Origin of the sequence: Amycolatopsis rhabdoformis, from assembly GCF_035918295.1 — a bacterium.
GTDB classification, from domain to species: Bacteria; Actinomycetota; Actinomycetes; order Mycobacteriales; family Pseudonocardiaceae; genus Amycolatopsis; species Amycolatopsis rhabdoformis.
Genome location: NZ_CP142149.1, coordinates 10,207,513 through 10,220,840, shown reverse-complemented (window position 1 = coordinate 10,220,840; position 13,328 = coordinate 10,207,513). Strand labels below are relative to the sequence as shown.

Genomic DNA, 13,328 nt, shown 5'->3' with positions numbered 1-13,328 from the left:
CGTGGGAATCTCTCTGGGCCCGAACCAGTACGGCAAGGCCGAGGTCCGCCTGGTCACCGTCCGCCGCGACGGGCCGGTGCACCACCTGCGCGACCTCACCGTGTCCACCGCCCTGCGCGGCGACCTCGCGGCCACGCACCTCACCGGCGACAACACGGCCGTGCTCACCACCGACGCCCAGAAGAACACCGTGTACGCCTTCGCCAAGCAGCAGGACATCGGCGAGATCGAAGACTTCGCGCTGCGCCTGGGCCGGCACTTCGTGGCCACGCAGGAAGCGATCACCGGCGCTCGCGTGACCATCGCCGAGCACGCCTGGGACCGCATCCCGGTCGACGGCGTGCCGCATGACCACGCGTTCAGCAGTTCGGGCGGGGAAAGCCGCACCACCACCGTGACCGTGCACGCCGATCGCGCGTGGGTGGTGTCCGGTGTGGACGGTCTGACCGTGCTCAAGTCGGGCGGCTCGGAGTTCCACAGCTTCCCGCGCGACGAGTACACCACCCTGGCCGAGACCGACGACCGCATCCTGGCCACCGCCGTGACCGCGCGCTGGCGTTACGACGGTAACCCGGCGGCGACGGACGTCGACTGGGCCAAGAACCACCAGGAGATCCGGCGGACGCTGCTGCAGGCGTTCGCCACGAAACACAGCCTGTCGTTGCAGCAGACCCTGTACACGATGGGTGAGGCCGTGCTGCTCGCACGGCCCGAGGTCGCCGAGGTCCGGCTTTCGCTGCCGAACAAGCACCACTTCCTCGTCGACCTGAGCCCCTTCGGCCTCGAGAATCACAACGAGGTGTTCTACGCCGCCGACCGCCCGTACGGCCTCATCGAAGGCACCGCGGTCCGCGACGAAGCCGAAGAGCCCGGCCCGGCCTGGACCGACGCCGTGCTCTAGCCCCGAATCCCCACCGGGAGAGCACATGTCAGAACGACCTGCCCGTCATCCCGTCGATGTGCGCCCGAAGTGGCCACAGCTCGTGCTCGGCGGAATCCAGCACGTCGCCGCGATGTACGCCGGCGTGGTGGCCCCGCCCCTGGTGATCGGCGCGGCCGTCGGGCTCTCGCCCGGACAGCTGAGCCTGCTCATCAGCGCGTCACTCTTCACGGCCGGCCTCGCGACGCTGCTGCAGACGCTCGGCGTGTGGCGCTTCGGCGCGCGGCTGCCGCTGGTCAACGGCGTCACGTTCGCGTCCGTCGCACCGATTCTCTCGATCGCGCAGCAGCACGCCGACAACGCGCTGGGCGTCGTCTACGGCGCGACGCTCGTGGGCGGGGTGTTCGTGGTGCTGGCCGCGCCGTTTTTCTCGAAGCTCACGCGGTTTTTCCCACCAGTGGTCACCGGGACCGTGATCACGCTGATCGGCGTTTCACTGTTGCCGGTGGCCGTGCAGTGGATTTCCGCGCAGCAGCCGGCCGCGCGGCCCACCGGACTGCTGCTGGCCGGAGTCACGCTGGTGGCGGTGCTGGTGTTCACCCGGTTCCTGTCCGGGTTCTGGAGCCGGATCGCGCTGCTCCTGGGCCTGGTCACGGGCACGCTGCTGGCGTGGCCGCTCGGTGAAGTCGACACGTCGACTCTTCGGGAGGCGCCGGTGTTCGGCATCGCCACGCCGTTCCACTTCGGCGCGCCGGTGTTCGACATCGCGGCGATCGTGTCGATGCTCATCGTGATGCTCGTGGTGATGGCCGAGAGCACCGCCGACCTGCTGGCGCTGGGCGAGATCGTGGGCCGGCCGACCACGAGCCGGACCCTGGCCGACGGACTGCGCGCCGACGGGCTGGCCACCGCCGTGAGCACGGTGTTCGGCGGGTTCGCGTGCACGGCGTTCGCGCAGAACATCGGGCTGGTGTCGCTCACGCGGATGGTGAGCCGGTACGTGGTCGCGGCCAGCGGCGTGGTGCTGGTGGTGCTCGGCGCGCTGCCGGTGACCGGCGGGATCGTGGCGCTGGTGCCCCAGCCGGTGCTCGGCGGCGCCGGGCTGGTGCTGTTCGGCAGCGTGGCGGTGAGCGGCGTGCGGACGCTGGCGAAGGCGTCGTTCGAGCATCCCGGCAACGTCGCGATCGTGGCCGCTTCGCTGGGCGTCGGGCTGATTCCCATCGCGGTGCCGGGGTTCTATTCGGGCTTTCCGGCGGCGTTGCAGGTGGTGCTGAACTCCGGCATCAGCGCGGGCTGCCTCACCGCGGTGGTGCTGAACCTGGTGTTCGGCGAGCGATTGATAGAACGCTCTAGCGCCCCGGAGCTAAGCTCGGTGCCGTGACTGGCACGAAGGACCGCATCCTGGCGGCGGGCGCGGAGCTCTTCCGCCGCGGCGGCTACACCGGCACGGGCGTGAAGCAGATCGTCGAGAAGGCCGGCGCGCCGTTCGGCTCGCTGTACCACTTCTTCCCCGGTGGCAAGGAACAGCTCGCCGAACAGGTGATCCGCACGTCGGGCATGGAGTACGCGCAGCTCTTCGATGTTTTTGTCGCGCCGGCGCCCGACGTGGTCACGGGCGTGGAGGCGTTCTTCGCCGCCGGGGTGACCACCCTGCTGGAGACCGACTACGTCGAGGGCTGCCCCATCGCCACGGTGGCCCTGGAAGTCGCGACGACCAACGAACCCCTCCGCCAGGCGACGGCCGACGTGTTCACGGCGTGGATCGAGGCGGGGACCGCGGGGTTCGCGGCGTTCGGGTTGCCGGCGGAGCAGGGGCGGGTGTTGACGATCGCCTTGGTGACCAGCTTGGAAGGCGCTTTTGTGCTGGCGCGGTCGATGCGGTCGCCGGAACCGATGGCCGTGGCGGGGGCGGCCGTGGTGGATGTGGCGAGGCGGCTGTTGGCGGAGCTGGGGCAGGACGGGAAGAAGCGCTAGCGGTAGTCGGGCGTCCACCGGGCTCGGCGGATCATCTCGGCCAAGTGGTCGTTTTCCGGAGCCACGCCGTCCTTCACCGCCTGCTCGGCCACGGCGATGGCGATCCGCGTGGCGACCTCGGGCACGTCGTCCCACGCGGGCAGCAGGGGTTCGTCCGGGTCGGTCAGGGCGGGTGAAGCTTCGCCGAGGGTTTTGGCGGCCACACGCATCATGTCGTCGGTGACGCGGGTGGCGCCGGCCGCCGTGACGGCGAGGCCGATGGCCGGGAAGATGTAGACGTTGTTGCACTGCGCCACGCGGTGTTGCTTGCCGTCGCGCTCGATCGGGGCGAACGGGGAGCCGGTGGCGATGAGGGCGCGGCCGTCGGTCCACTCGTCGAGCTCGCGCGGGTGTGCTTCGGCGCGGCTGGTGGGGTTGGAGAGCGGGAAGATGATCGGCCGGTCGGTCTTGGCGGCCAGCTCGCGCACGATGTCCTCGGTGAACGCGCCGGCCGCGGTGGAGAGGCCGAGCAGGACGCCGACGTCGACGTGGTGGACGACGTCGGCCAGGGTCGTGCCGGCCCAGTCGTTCGTTTTTCCCGCCGGCTGCGCGAAGCGTTTCGGGCCGTCCGACAGGTCGGTGCGGTCGTCGGTGAGCAGGCCGGCGACGTCGACGACCCAAATGCGCTCGGCGGCTTCGGAGTCGGTGAGGCCCTGCGCCACCATCTCCTGCCGGATCATCTCCAGCACCCCGATGCCCGCCGAGCCGGCGCCGAGCATCACCACCTGCTGCTGCGACAGCGGCCGCCCGGCCACCTTCGCCGCCCCGTGCAACGCTCCGACCGCGACGGCGGCCGTGCCCTGGATGTCGTCGTTGAAGGTGAGCAGCCGGTCGCGGTAGCGCGTGAGGATGGGCTGGGCGTGTGTGGTGGCGAAGTCCTCCCACTGCAGCAGCACCTCGGGCAGCTCCTCGCGGACCGCGGTGACGAACTCGTCCACGAACGCGTAGTACTCGTCGTCGCCCATGCGGCGGTGACGCCAGCCCAGGTACTGCGGATCTTCGAGGCGCTCGACGTTGTCCGTGCCCACGTCGAGCAGGATCGGCAACGTGCGCGCCGGGTCGATGCCCCCGATCAACGTGTACAGCGACAGCTTCCCGATCGGGATGCCCATGCCGCCGATGCCCTGGTCGCCCAGGCCGAGGATGCGCTGGCCGTCCGTGACCACGATGACGTCGACCTCCCGGCGCGGCCGGTTCCTCAGCACTTCGCGCAGGTGCTCGCGGTCGGGGTAGGACACGTACAGGCCGCGCGGGCGCCGGTAGATCTCGCTGAAGCGCTGGCACGCCTCGCCGACGGTGGGCGTGTAGACGATCGGGAGGGTTTCCTCGAGGTGCTCCTGGAGGAGGCGGTAGAAGAGCGTCTCGTTGCGATCTTGCAGGCCGCGGAGGAACACGTGCTTGTCCAGGTCGGTTCTCTGGTTCGTCAGCTCGCTGTAGGTGTGCGCGACCTGCTCGCCGATCGTCTTCTCCGCGACGGGCAGCAGTCCCAGAAGCCCGAGCTCACGGCGTTCGTCGTGGGTGAAGGCGGTGCCTTTGGTGGTGAGTGGGTCGAAAAGTCGCTCGTGTCCCCGCTCGGGCATGGCCGGCTCCCTCCACAACGGACCCTCGTCGGGGTCGACTCAAGCACGGTGTCCGGCGGATCGCCAGCCCTACCGGTAACGACCGGACAGGGCCGTACAAAGCGCGTTTTCCGGATCTTCCCCGGTCAGTTCGGCGCGGAGCAGGGCTTTGAGGGCGGTGGCAACGCACTCGAACGCGATCGGTCCTTGCGGTCGTCGTGGCCGGCGGTCGTCTCCGAACCGAGCCGCCCGCCCCTAGGTCCCCGTCAAGTGTTCCGGTCTCACCGGCACCCGGGTCAACGCCAGCCCCGTCGCCGCGCGGATGGCGGAGACGATGGCCGGCGTGGAGGAGATGGTGGGGGGTTCGCCGACGCCGCGGAGGCCGTAGGGGGCGGCCGGGTCGGGGCGTTCGAGGACGTCGATGGTCATCGGGGGCATGTCGAGGACCGTGGGGATCAGGTAGTCGGTGAAGGAGGGGTTGCGCACCTTTCCGTCCACCACCTGGATCTCTTCCATCACGGCGAGGCCGAGGCCCTGCGCCGAGCCGCCCTGGATCTGGCCGAGGACGGCTTGGGGGTTCACCGCGCGGCCGACGTCCTGGGCGCAGTCGAGGGCCACGACCTTGATCAGGCCGAGTTCGACGTCGACGTCCACGACGGCGCGGTGGGCGGCGAAGGCGTACTGCACGTGGGCGGTGCCTTGGCCCGACGCGTCCAACGGGAACGTCGGGCGGTGGCGCCATTCCACCGTTTCGTCGAAGGTCGACGAACCGAGGACCGCGGCGAGGTCGGCCAGGACGGCGCCGTCGGTGGCCACGAGTTTGCCGCCGGAGACGCGGGTGGAGGTGGGGAGGCCGGCGTGGTCGAGGACGCGCGCGCGGACGGCGGCGGAGGCGGCCTGCACGGCGCCGCCGGTCACGTAGCTCTGGCGGGAGGCCGAGGTGGAGCCGCCGTTGCCGATGGAGGTGTCCATGGGCAGCACCGTGACCTGGTCGACGCCGAGTTCCGTGCGCACGATCTGCTGCATGATCGTGACGAGCCCCTGCCCGACCTCGCACGCCGCCGTGTGCACGGTGGCGGCCGGTTCGCCGCCGACGAGTTGCAGGCGCACGCGGGCCGTCGAGTAGTCGTCGAAGCCTTCGGAGAAGCAGACGTTCTTGATCCCCACCGCATACCCCACCCCGCGCACCACGCCTTCGCCGTGCGTGGTGTTGGAAACACCGCCGGGCAGGTGCCGCAGGTCGAAGTCGCGCGCAGCGGGCAACGGCCGGGAGCGCAGCCGGTCCAGCAGTTCCGCGACGGGGGCGGCCGAGTCCACAGTCTGGCCCGTGGGCATCACGGCACCCTCGGTCATCGCGTTGCGGATGCGCAGCTCGACCGGGTCCAGGCCGCACGCGGCGGCGAGCTTGTCCATTTGCGACTCGTAGCCGAACGCCGCCTGCACCGCGCCGAAGCCGCGCATCGCGCCGCACGGCGGGTTGTTCGTGTAGGCGCCCCAGCAGTCGACCGACACGTTGTCCACTGTGTACGGTCCGACGCCGAGCGTGGCCGCGTTGGCCACCACGGCACCGGTGGACGACGCGTAGGCACCGCCGTCGAGGAACAAGCGAGCGCGGACGAACACGAGCCGCCCGTCGGACGTGGCGCCGTGCTCGTAGTACATCTTCGCCGGATGGCGGTGCACGTGGCCGTAGAAGGATTCCTCGCGGTTGTACACCATCTTCACCGGCTTGCCGGTGTGCAGCGCCAGCAGGCACGCGTGCACCTGCATCGACAGGTCCTCACGGCCGCCGAAGGCCCCGCCGACGCCGCCGAGCGTGAGCCGCACCTTCTCCACCGGCAGGCCGAGCGCGGCGACGATCTGCTGCTGATCCACGTGCAGCCACTGCGTCGCCACGTACAGGTCCACGCCGCCGACGTCGTCCGGCACCGCGAGCCCGGACTCCGGCCCGAGGAACGCCTGGTCCTGCATGCCGACCTCGTACACACCCGAAACCACCACGTCGGCCCGCGTTTCCGGAGCGCCACGGCGGATCCGCACGTGCCGCACCACGTTGCCGCCGTCGTGCAGCGCCGGACCTTCGCCGCGCACCGCCGCTTCCGAGTCGGTGACCGGCGCCAGCTCCTCGTACGTGACCTTGATGCGCTTCATCGCGCGCAGCGCCGTCTCCGGGTGGTCGGCGGCCACGAGCGCCACCGGCTCGCCCTGGTAGCGCACCACGCGGTCGGCCAGCACCGGCTGGTCGGCGTGCTCGAGGCCGTAGCGGTTCACGCCGGGCACGTCCTCGTGGGTCAGCACCGCGTAGACCCCTTGCACCGCAAGGGCTTCCGTGAGGTCGAGGCCGGTGATCCGCGCGTACGGGTGCGGGCTGCGCAAGGTGGCGCCCCACAGCATGTCCTCGTGCCACAGGTCCGAGGAGTACGCGAACTCGCCGCGGACCTTCACCGTGCCGTCGGGCCGCGGCGCACTCGTGCCGACGCCGTGGGAAACGCCCCGGGAAACTGTCGCCGTCATCGGTCCTCCCGCAGCCGGGCGCTCGCGGCGGCCAGGTCGCGGGCGAGCACGGTCTCGTCTTCTTCCCGCAACGCACCGTGCTCGACCACGGTCCGCCCGCCCACGATCAGCCGCGCCAACGGCGGCGTCGCGCCCAGCACCAGCGCCGCCACCGGGTCGGTGATGCCCGCGTACTCGAGCCCGGAGAGGTCCCACACGGCCAGATCGGCGAGCTTGCCCGCCTCCACCGAGCCCAGTTCGGCGTCGCGGCCGAGGCAGCGCGCGCCGCCCATCGTGCCGAGCCACAGCGCTTCCCGCGTGCTCAGCGCCTTCGGCCCGCCCCGCTGGCGCGCCTGCAGCAACGCCTGGTGCAGCTCCTCACCGAGCCCACCGGACTCGTTGGACGCCGCCCCGTCGACCCCGAGCCCCACGGGCGCACCGGCGTCGAGCAGGTCGCGCACCGGCGCGATGCCCACGCCGAGGCGGCCGTTGGACGTGGGGCAATGCGCCGAACCCGTGCCGGTGGCGCCGAAGCGGCGGATCGCCTCGGGCGCGATGTGCACGGTGTGCGCGAGCCAGACGTCGGGCGCGAGCCAGCCCAGCTTGTCGGCGTACTCGGCCGGCGTGCAGCCGACCTCGGCGAGGCATTGACGCTCCTCGTCGAGCGTCTCGGCCAGGTGCGTGTGCAGCCGCACTCCCTTGCGGCGCGCCAGGTCCGCCGCGCCGATCATCAGCCGCTCGGTCACCGAGAACGGCGAGCACGGGCCGACCGCGATGCGCAGGTGCGCGTCGGGCGACGAATCGTGGAAGCGGTCGACCACGGCCTCCGTGCCGGCGAGTGCGGCGTCGGTGCCCTCCACGAGGTTGTCCGGCGGCAGCCCGCCCTCGGCTTCGCCGCGGTCCATCGAGCCGCGCACGAGGTGCAGCCGCACGCCGATGCGCTGGCGCGCCGCCACGAGCGCCTCCACCTGGTCGCCGCCGGTGCGCGGGAACACGTAGTGGTGGTCGGCCACGGTGGTGCAGCCGGTGAGCGCGAGCCGCGCCAGCCCCGCCGTGCCCGCGGCGTGCGTGATCTCCGCGTCGAGCCGGCCCCACACCGGGTAGAGCGCCACGAGCCACTCGAACAGCGTGTGGTCGGCCGCCATCCCGCGCGTGGCCCACTGGTAGAGGTGGTGGTGGGTATTGACGAGCCCCGGCGTGACCAGGCAGCCGGACGCGTCCACGTGCTCCTCGGCTTCGCCGGTGAAGGCGCCTTCGCCGACTTCGGCGATCACGCCGTTGTCCACGAGTACGTAACCGGAGTCGTATTCGGGGCCGGTCACGGTGGCGATCGCGGCGTTTTCGACGACCGTCCTCATGCGACGCCACCCTTCGCGGTGTCCTTCAGAACGGCCGCGGCTCGCACGGCGTCGAGGATCTTCTCGTACCCCGTGCACCGGCACAGGTTCCCGGCCAGCGCCTCGCGGATCTCCTCGTCGCTCGGCCGGGCCACGCGGTTGAGCAGGTCGTGCGCGGCGACGACCAGTCCCGGTGTGCAGAAACCGCACTGCACGGCGCCGTGGTCCACGAAGGACTGCTGCACGGGGTCGAGGATGTCGCCGTCGGCCAGACCCTCGACGGTGCGCACCGCACGGCCCTCGACCTGGCCGGCCGCGACGAGGCACGAGCACACCGGCACGTCGTCGAGGTACACCGTGCAGGAGCCGCATTCACCCTGCTCACAGGCGTTTTTCGAACCCGGCAGGCCGAGCCGCTCACGCAGCACGTAGAGCAGGCTCTCGCCTTCCCACACGTCGTCGGCCTCGCGGACCTCGCCGTTCACGGTCACGTTCACGCGCACGTGCGCTCACTCCCCCGGTGTTCGTCCCAGGCCCAGGTGAGCGTGCGTCTCGCGAGCACGGCCAGGGCGTGTTTGCGGTAGTCCGCGCTGCCGCGGACGTCGTCGATCGGTGCGGTGGCCGCGGCCACGAGCTCGCCGAAGCGCCGTTTCAGCGAGTCGGCCAACGGTGCGGGCGCGTCCCACGGCAGCTCGGCGGTCAGGAACTCCTCGGCCTCACGGGCCCGGCGCGGCGTCGGCGCCGCCGATCCGATCGCGGCGCCCACCTGGCGTTGCGCCGGGCGCAGGTTGAGCGAGAACGAGCAGACGGCGATCACCATCGCGTTGCGCGTGCCGACCTTCGCGAACTGCTGCGGGCCGGCGTGCGCGGGCAGGTGCACGGCGGTGATCAGCTCGTCGGGCTCCAGCGCGTTGCGCTTCACGCCGAGGTAGAACTCCTCGGCCGGCAGCACCCGCGTGCCGCGCACCGAGGCGACCTCGACCAGCGCGCCGAGCGCGAGCAGCACCGGGTGCGTGTCGCCGGCCGGTGAGGCGGCACCGAGGTTGCCGCCGACCGTGCCGCGGTTGCGGATCTGCGGCGAGCCGACCGTGCGCGACGCCATCGCCAGCGCCGGCAGAGGTTCACCCAGCTCGGTGATCACCCGGGAATAAGGCACCGCGGCGCCGAGCCGCACGGAGTTGTCCGAAGTGGACCACTCAGCCAGCTCGGCGACGCCGGTGAGGTCCAGCAGCGCGGCCGGGCGGCGGTGGTCGAAGTTCAGCTCCACCATCACATCCGTGCCACCGGCGATCGGCACGGCGTCGGGGCGTTGGGCCTTCACGGCCAGCGCCTCGGCCAGGTCGGCGGGTCGCAGGAAATCCACGCTTGAGCTCCTCCCCTCGGGCTGATGTCCCAGTACACGCCGAACGCGCCCGCGCGGCAACGGTGCCCCGCCATGAAAGCCGCCCCAGCGGAAGACCACCCGTTTGTGCTTTCCTACAAGCCTGATGACGACCGTGAGAACCCTGCTGGGCCTGCCCGGCCTGCGCCCGCACCCGAGCACCGCGCAGGACCTGCTCGACCGCGCCGTCACGCGGATCTACGTGACCGAGCTGCCCGACCCGGGCCGCTACCTCACCGCGGGTGAGCTCGTGCTGTCCGGGCTGCTGTGGTGGCGCGCGCCGGGGGACGCCGAGCCGTTCGTGGCGGCGCTGGCCGCGAGCGGGGCCGCGGCCCTGGCCGCCTCGGGTGCCGACGCCGGCGGGATCCCGGCCGACGTGGTCGACACGTGCGCGCGCCACGGCATCCCGCTGCTGGAAGTGCCGCCCGACCTGTCGTTCGCCGTGGTCACCGAACGCGTGGTGCTCGCGCTGGCGGCCGCCGCCGACGGGGCGCGCAAACGCTTGCTCACCGCCGCCGCGGAAGACGCGCCGCTGGACGACCTGCTGGCCCGCGCGGCCGAGGAGCTGGGCACGGCGTGCTGGGTGCTGTCGGGCGTGCCGCGGGTGGTGGCCGGCACGGCGGCCCTGCCGGTGTCGGCGGCCGAGCCCGTGCGCCAGTTCGCCGCCGCCCGCGCCCGCCCGACGGCGGCGGGCGGCCTCACCGTGCTGCCGGTGGAGAGCCGCCACGCGGTGCCGTGGCTGCTCGCCGTGGACGGACCGCTGAGCACCGCGCAGACGGAGCTCGCCGAGGAGCTGGCGGGGCTCGTCGGGTTGGCTCGCGCGCGGTCGCGACTGACGGCGGCGCCACTCGGCGGACAGGTGCGCGCGGTCGCATTACGCACGCCGGACAGCGCGGAGGCCGACGACGTGCTCGCCGAACTCCTGGCCACCACCGGACTCGCGGTCACGCCCACCGGCAGCCACGACCACTCCGAAGCCCTCGCCCTCGTCGCCGACGACGGTTCGTGGCCCGCCGGCTGGGCCGACGACGCGGTGACCGCTCTGTCCACAGTGGAACCCCTGCTGCGCGCGACGCGGATCCTCGCCGGCGTCAGCGACGCCGTGCCCGCGGCGGAATCACGCGGCGCGTTCGAGGTGGCGCGCCACGCGCTTTCCCTCGCGGCCGGCCGCGAAGGCGACGTGGTGGTCGTGCCCGCCGCAGAGGTGGGCGTGCACCAGCTGCTTTTGGCCGGCACTTCCGTGGACCTGCGCGCCGCCCTGCGCCGGCGCCTGCTCGGGCCGCTGCTCGACTACGACGCCGAGCAGCACTCCGACCTCGTGCACACGGTACGAGTGTTCCTCGAATGCTCCGGCTCGCCCACGCGCGCTGCGAAAGCCCTGCACATCCACGTCAACACCCTGCGCTACCGCATCGGCCGCGCCGCCGAGCTGCTCGGCGTCGACCTCACGGACTTCGTCGCCCAGGTCGACGTCTACCTAACACTAACGTCGGAGTCCTGAACACCACGAAGGGCGCCCTCACGGACTCCGAGTCCCTCACGGCGCCCTTCACAGCTCTACGGCCAACCAAACCCAGCCGACCTTTGCCAACCACGGCGCGAGATCGCGCCGGTTTCTTCTCGACCGATGTGGGCGGCCCCCCGGGCCGACCATGTCGGTCGAGAAGGAGCCGGCTTGAGGCGATCTCGCACGCCCCGCCGGAGGCGGGGCCAAAATTACAGCGCCTTGGTGGCGCGGTCCGCCACCAGTCGCAGGAACCGGCCCGGGTCGGCCAGTTCGCCGCCCTCCGCGAGCAGGGCCATGCCGTGCAGGAGTTCCGCCGTCTCCGCGAGCGAGCCGTCCGACGGGTTCTCCGCGAAGGCCTTGCGCAGGCCGGTGACCAGCGCGTGGTCCGGGTTCAGCTCCAGGACGCGCTTGATCTGCGGCATCTCCTGGCCCATCGCGCGGTACATCTTCTCCAGCGTCGGCGTCATGTCGCCGGAGTCGCCGACGATGCACGAGGGCGACGTGGTGAGGCGCGAGGAGAGGCGGACCTCCTTGACGCTGTCGGTGAGCGTCGCCGACATCCACTTGAGCAGGTCTTCGAACTCGGCCTTCTGCTCGTCGGACGTCTCGTCGCCGCCCAGGTCGACCTCGCCCTTCGCCACGGACTGGAAGGACTTCTCCTCGAAGCCGCCCACGCCGTCGACCCACATCTCGTCGACCGGGTCCGTGAGGATGAGGACCTCGTAACCCTTGGCGCGGAACGCTTCCAGGTGCGGCGAGTTCTCGACCACCGTGCGCGAGTCGCCGGTGAGGTAGTAGATGTGCTCCTGGCCGTCCTTCATGCGCGACACGTAGTCGCGCAGCGAGGTCGGCTTCTCGGCGTGGTGCGTGGACTCGAACGACGAGATGTCGAGGATCGCCGTGCGGTTGTCCGGGTCGTCGAGCAGGCCCTCCTTCACCGCGCGGCCGAACTCGCGCCAGAACGTGGCGTACTTCTCGGCTTCCTCGGTCATCATCGTCTTGATGGTGGAGAGGATCTTCTTCTCCAGCCGGCGCCGGATCGCGCGGATCTGGCGGTCCTGCTGCAGGATCTCGCGCGACACGTTGAGCGAGAGGTCCTGCGCGTCGACGACACCCTTCACGAAGCGCAGGTAGGTCGGCATCAGCGCTTCGCAGTCGTCCATGATGAACACGCGCTTCACGTACAGCTGCACGCCGCGCTTCGCGTCGCGCATGAAGAGGTCCATCGGCGCCTGCGACGGGATGAACAGCAGCGCCTGGTACTCGAACGTGCCCTCCGCCTGCATGCGGACGGTTTCGAGCGCGTTGTTCCAGTCGTGGCTGATGTGCTTGTAGAACTCCTGGTACTCCTCGTCGGAGACCTCGGACGAGGGGCGGGCCCACAGCGCCTTGCGGGAGTTCACCGTCTCGAACTCCGGCGCCGCTTCCTCGGCACCCTCCTCGGTGCTTTCGGTGCCCTGCTTGAGCATCCGCACCGGCCAGGTGATGAAGTCGGAGTACCGCTTCACGATCTCGCGGACCTTCCACTCCGACGTGTAGTCGAAGAGGTGGTCCTCGTCGTCGGCCGGCTTCAGGTGCAGCGTCACGGCCGTGCCCTGCGGCGCGTCGGCCACCGGCTCGATCGTGTAAGTGCCTTCGCCCTCGGACTCCCAGCGCACGCCGTCGGCCGTGCCGGCCTTGCGCGTGACGAGGGTGACCTTGTCGGCGACCATGAAGCTCGAATAGAACCCGACGCCGAACTGGCCGATGAGGTCCTGCGACCCGGCGGCGTCCTGCGACTCCTTGAGCTTGCGCAGGAACTCGGCGGTGCCCGACTTGGCGATGGTGCCGATCAGGTTCACCACGTCGTCGCGGCTCATGCCGATGCCGTTGTCGCGCACGGTGAGCGTGCGCGCGTCCTTGTCCAGCGCGATCTCGACGTGCAGATCGGCGGTGTCGGCCTCGAGGTCCTTGTCGCGGTAGGTCTCCAGGCGCAGCTTGTCGAGCGCGTCGGAGGCGTTGGAGACCAGCTCGCGCAGGAAGATGTCCTTGTTCGAGTAGATCGAGTGGATCATCAGCTGCAGCAGCTGGCGCGCCTCGGACTGGAACTCGAGCGTCTCCGCCTGCGCGCTTTCTTCGACCGCGGCATTTTCAACCATGGTGTCGTTGTTCCTTTCCC

10 protein-coding genes are annotated in these 13,328 nt (G+C 71.0%); 4 read left to right on the top strand and 6 right to left on the bottom strand.

Annotated features, from left to right (window positions below):
• Position 1 precedes the first annotated feature (1 nt).
• Genes pucL through VSH64_RS47550 form a run of 3 tightly spaced genes read left to right on the top strand, consistent with a single transcriptional unit; the run spans position 2 to position 2,854 of the window.
• Complete coding sequence (gene pucL, locus VSH64_RS47560; RefSeq protein ID WP_326569314.1) at positions 2-901, top strand: factor-independent urate hydroxylase; 900 nt, start codon at positions 2-4, stop codon at positions 899-901.
• A gap of 25 nt (positions 902-926) precedes the next feature.
• Positions 927-2,261, top strand: a complete 1,335-nt coding sequence (locus tag VSH64_RS47555) for a nucleobase:cation symporter-2 family protein (RefSeq protein WP_326569313.1) — start codon at positions 927-929, stop codon at positions 2,259-2,261.
• Positions 2,258-2,854, top strand: a complete 597-nt coding sequence (locus VSH64_RS47550; protein ID WP_326569312.1) for a TetR/AcrR family transcriptional regulator — start codon at positions 2,258-2,260, stop codon at positions 2,852-2,854. The genes VSH64_RS47555 and VSH64_RS47550 overlap by 4 nt, the downstream gene beginning before the upstream one ends.
• Here the strand turns inward: VSH64_RS47550 and VSH64_RS47545 are convergent.
• The 5 genes from VSH64_RS47545 to VSH64_RS47525 form a co-directional block, all read right to left on the bottom strand.
• Entirely contained in the window at positions 2,851-4,473 is a 1,623-nt protein-coding gene (locus tag VSH64_RS47545) for an NAD-dependent malic enzyme (protein ID WP_326569311.1), read from the bottom strand. The genes VSH64_RS47550 and VSH64_RS47545 overlap by 4 nt on opposite strands.
• Before the next feature lie 234 nt (positions 4,474-4,707).
• Positions 4,708-6,966, bottom strand: coding sequence for a xanthine dehydrogenase subunit D (gene pucD / locus VSH64_RS47540; protein WP_326569310.1), 2,259 nt, complete (start codon positions 6,964-6,966; stop codon positions 4,708-4,710).
• Positions 6,963-8,303 (bottom strand): 8-oxoguanine deaminase, encoded by a 1,341-nt coding sequence (locus VSH64_RS47535; RefSeq protein WP_326569309.1) that lies wholly within the window; start codon positions 8,301-8,303, stop codon positions 6,963-6,965. The genes pucD and VSH64_RS47535 overlap by 4 nt, the downstream gene beginning before the upstream one ends.
• A complete protein-coding gene (locus VSH64_RS47530) occupies positions 8,300-8,785 on the bottom strand; it encodes a (2Fe-2S)-binding protein (RefSeq protein WP_326569308.1) in 486 nt (161 codons plus the stop codon). Before VSH64_RS47530 ends, VSH64_RS47535 begins: the two co-directional genes overlap by 4 nt.
• A complete protein-coding gene (locus VSH64_RS47525; RefSeq protein ID WP_326569307.1) occupies positions 8,776-9,645 on the bottom strand; it encodes an FAD binding domain-containing protein in 870 nt (289 codons plus the stop codon). Before VSH64_RS47525 ends, VSH64_RS47530 begins: the two co-directional genes overlap by 10 nt.
• Before the next feature lie 124 nt (positions 9,646-9,769).
• On the opposite strand from VSH64_RS47525, the gene VSH64_RS47520 reads away from it, so the two are divergent.
• Positions 9,770-11,164: a helix-turn-helix domain-containing protein gene (locus VSH64_RS47520; RefSeq protein ID WP_326569306.1), complete on the top strand. Its 1,395-nt coding sequence runs from the start codon at positions 9,770-9,772 to the stop codon at positions 11,162-11,164.
• A gap of 215 nt (positions 11,165-11,379) precedes the next feature.
• Here the strand turns inward: VSH64_RS47520 and htpG are convergent, their stop codons facing one another.
• Positions 11,380-13,308, bottom strand: a complete 1,929-nt coding sequence (htpG, locus tag VSH64_RS47515; protein WP_326569305.1) for a molecular chaperone HtpG — start codon at positions 13,306-13,308, stop codon at positions 11,380-11,382.
• Positions 13,309-13,328: the final 20 nt, after the last annotated feature.

Bases quoted from the DNA above. Each gene is read 5' to 3' on its own strand.
- VSH64_RS47520 (WP_326569306.1), top strand. From the start codon at position 9,770: ATGACGACCGTGAGAACCCTGCTGGGCCTGCCCGGCCTGCGCCCGCAC.
- pucD (WP_326569310.1), bottom strand. From the start codon at position 6,966: ATGACGGCGACAGTTTCCCGGGGCGTTTCCCACGGCGTCGGCACGAGT.
- VSH64_RS47555 (WP_326569313.1), top strand. From the start codon at position 927: ATGTCAGAACGACCTGCCCGTCATCCCGTCGATGTGCGCCCGAAGTGG.
- htpG (WP_326569305.1), bottom strand. From the start codon at position 13,308: ATGGTTGAAAATGCCGCGGTCGAAGAAAGCGCGCAGGCGGAGACGCTC.
- VSH64_RS47535 (WP_326569309.1), bottom strand. From the start codon at position 8,303: ATGAGGACGGTCGTCGAAAACGCCGCGATCGCCACCGTGACCGGCCCC.
- VSH64_RS47545 (WP_326569311.1), bottom strand. From the start codon at position 4,473: ATGCCCGAGCGGGGACACGAGCGACTTTTCGACCCACTCACCACCAAA.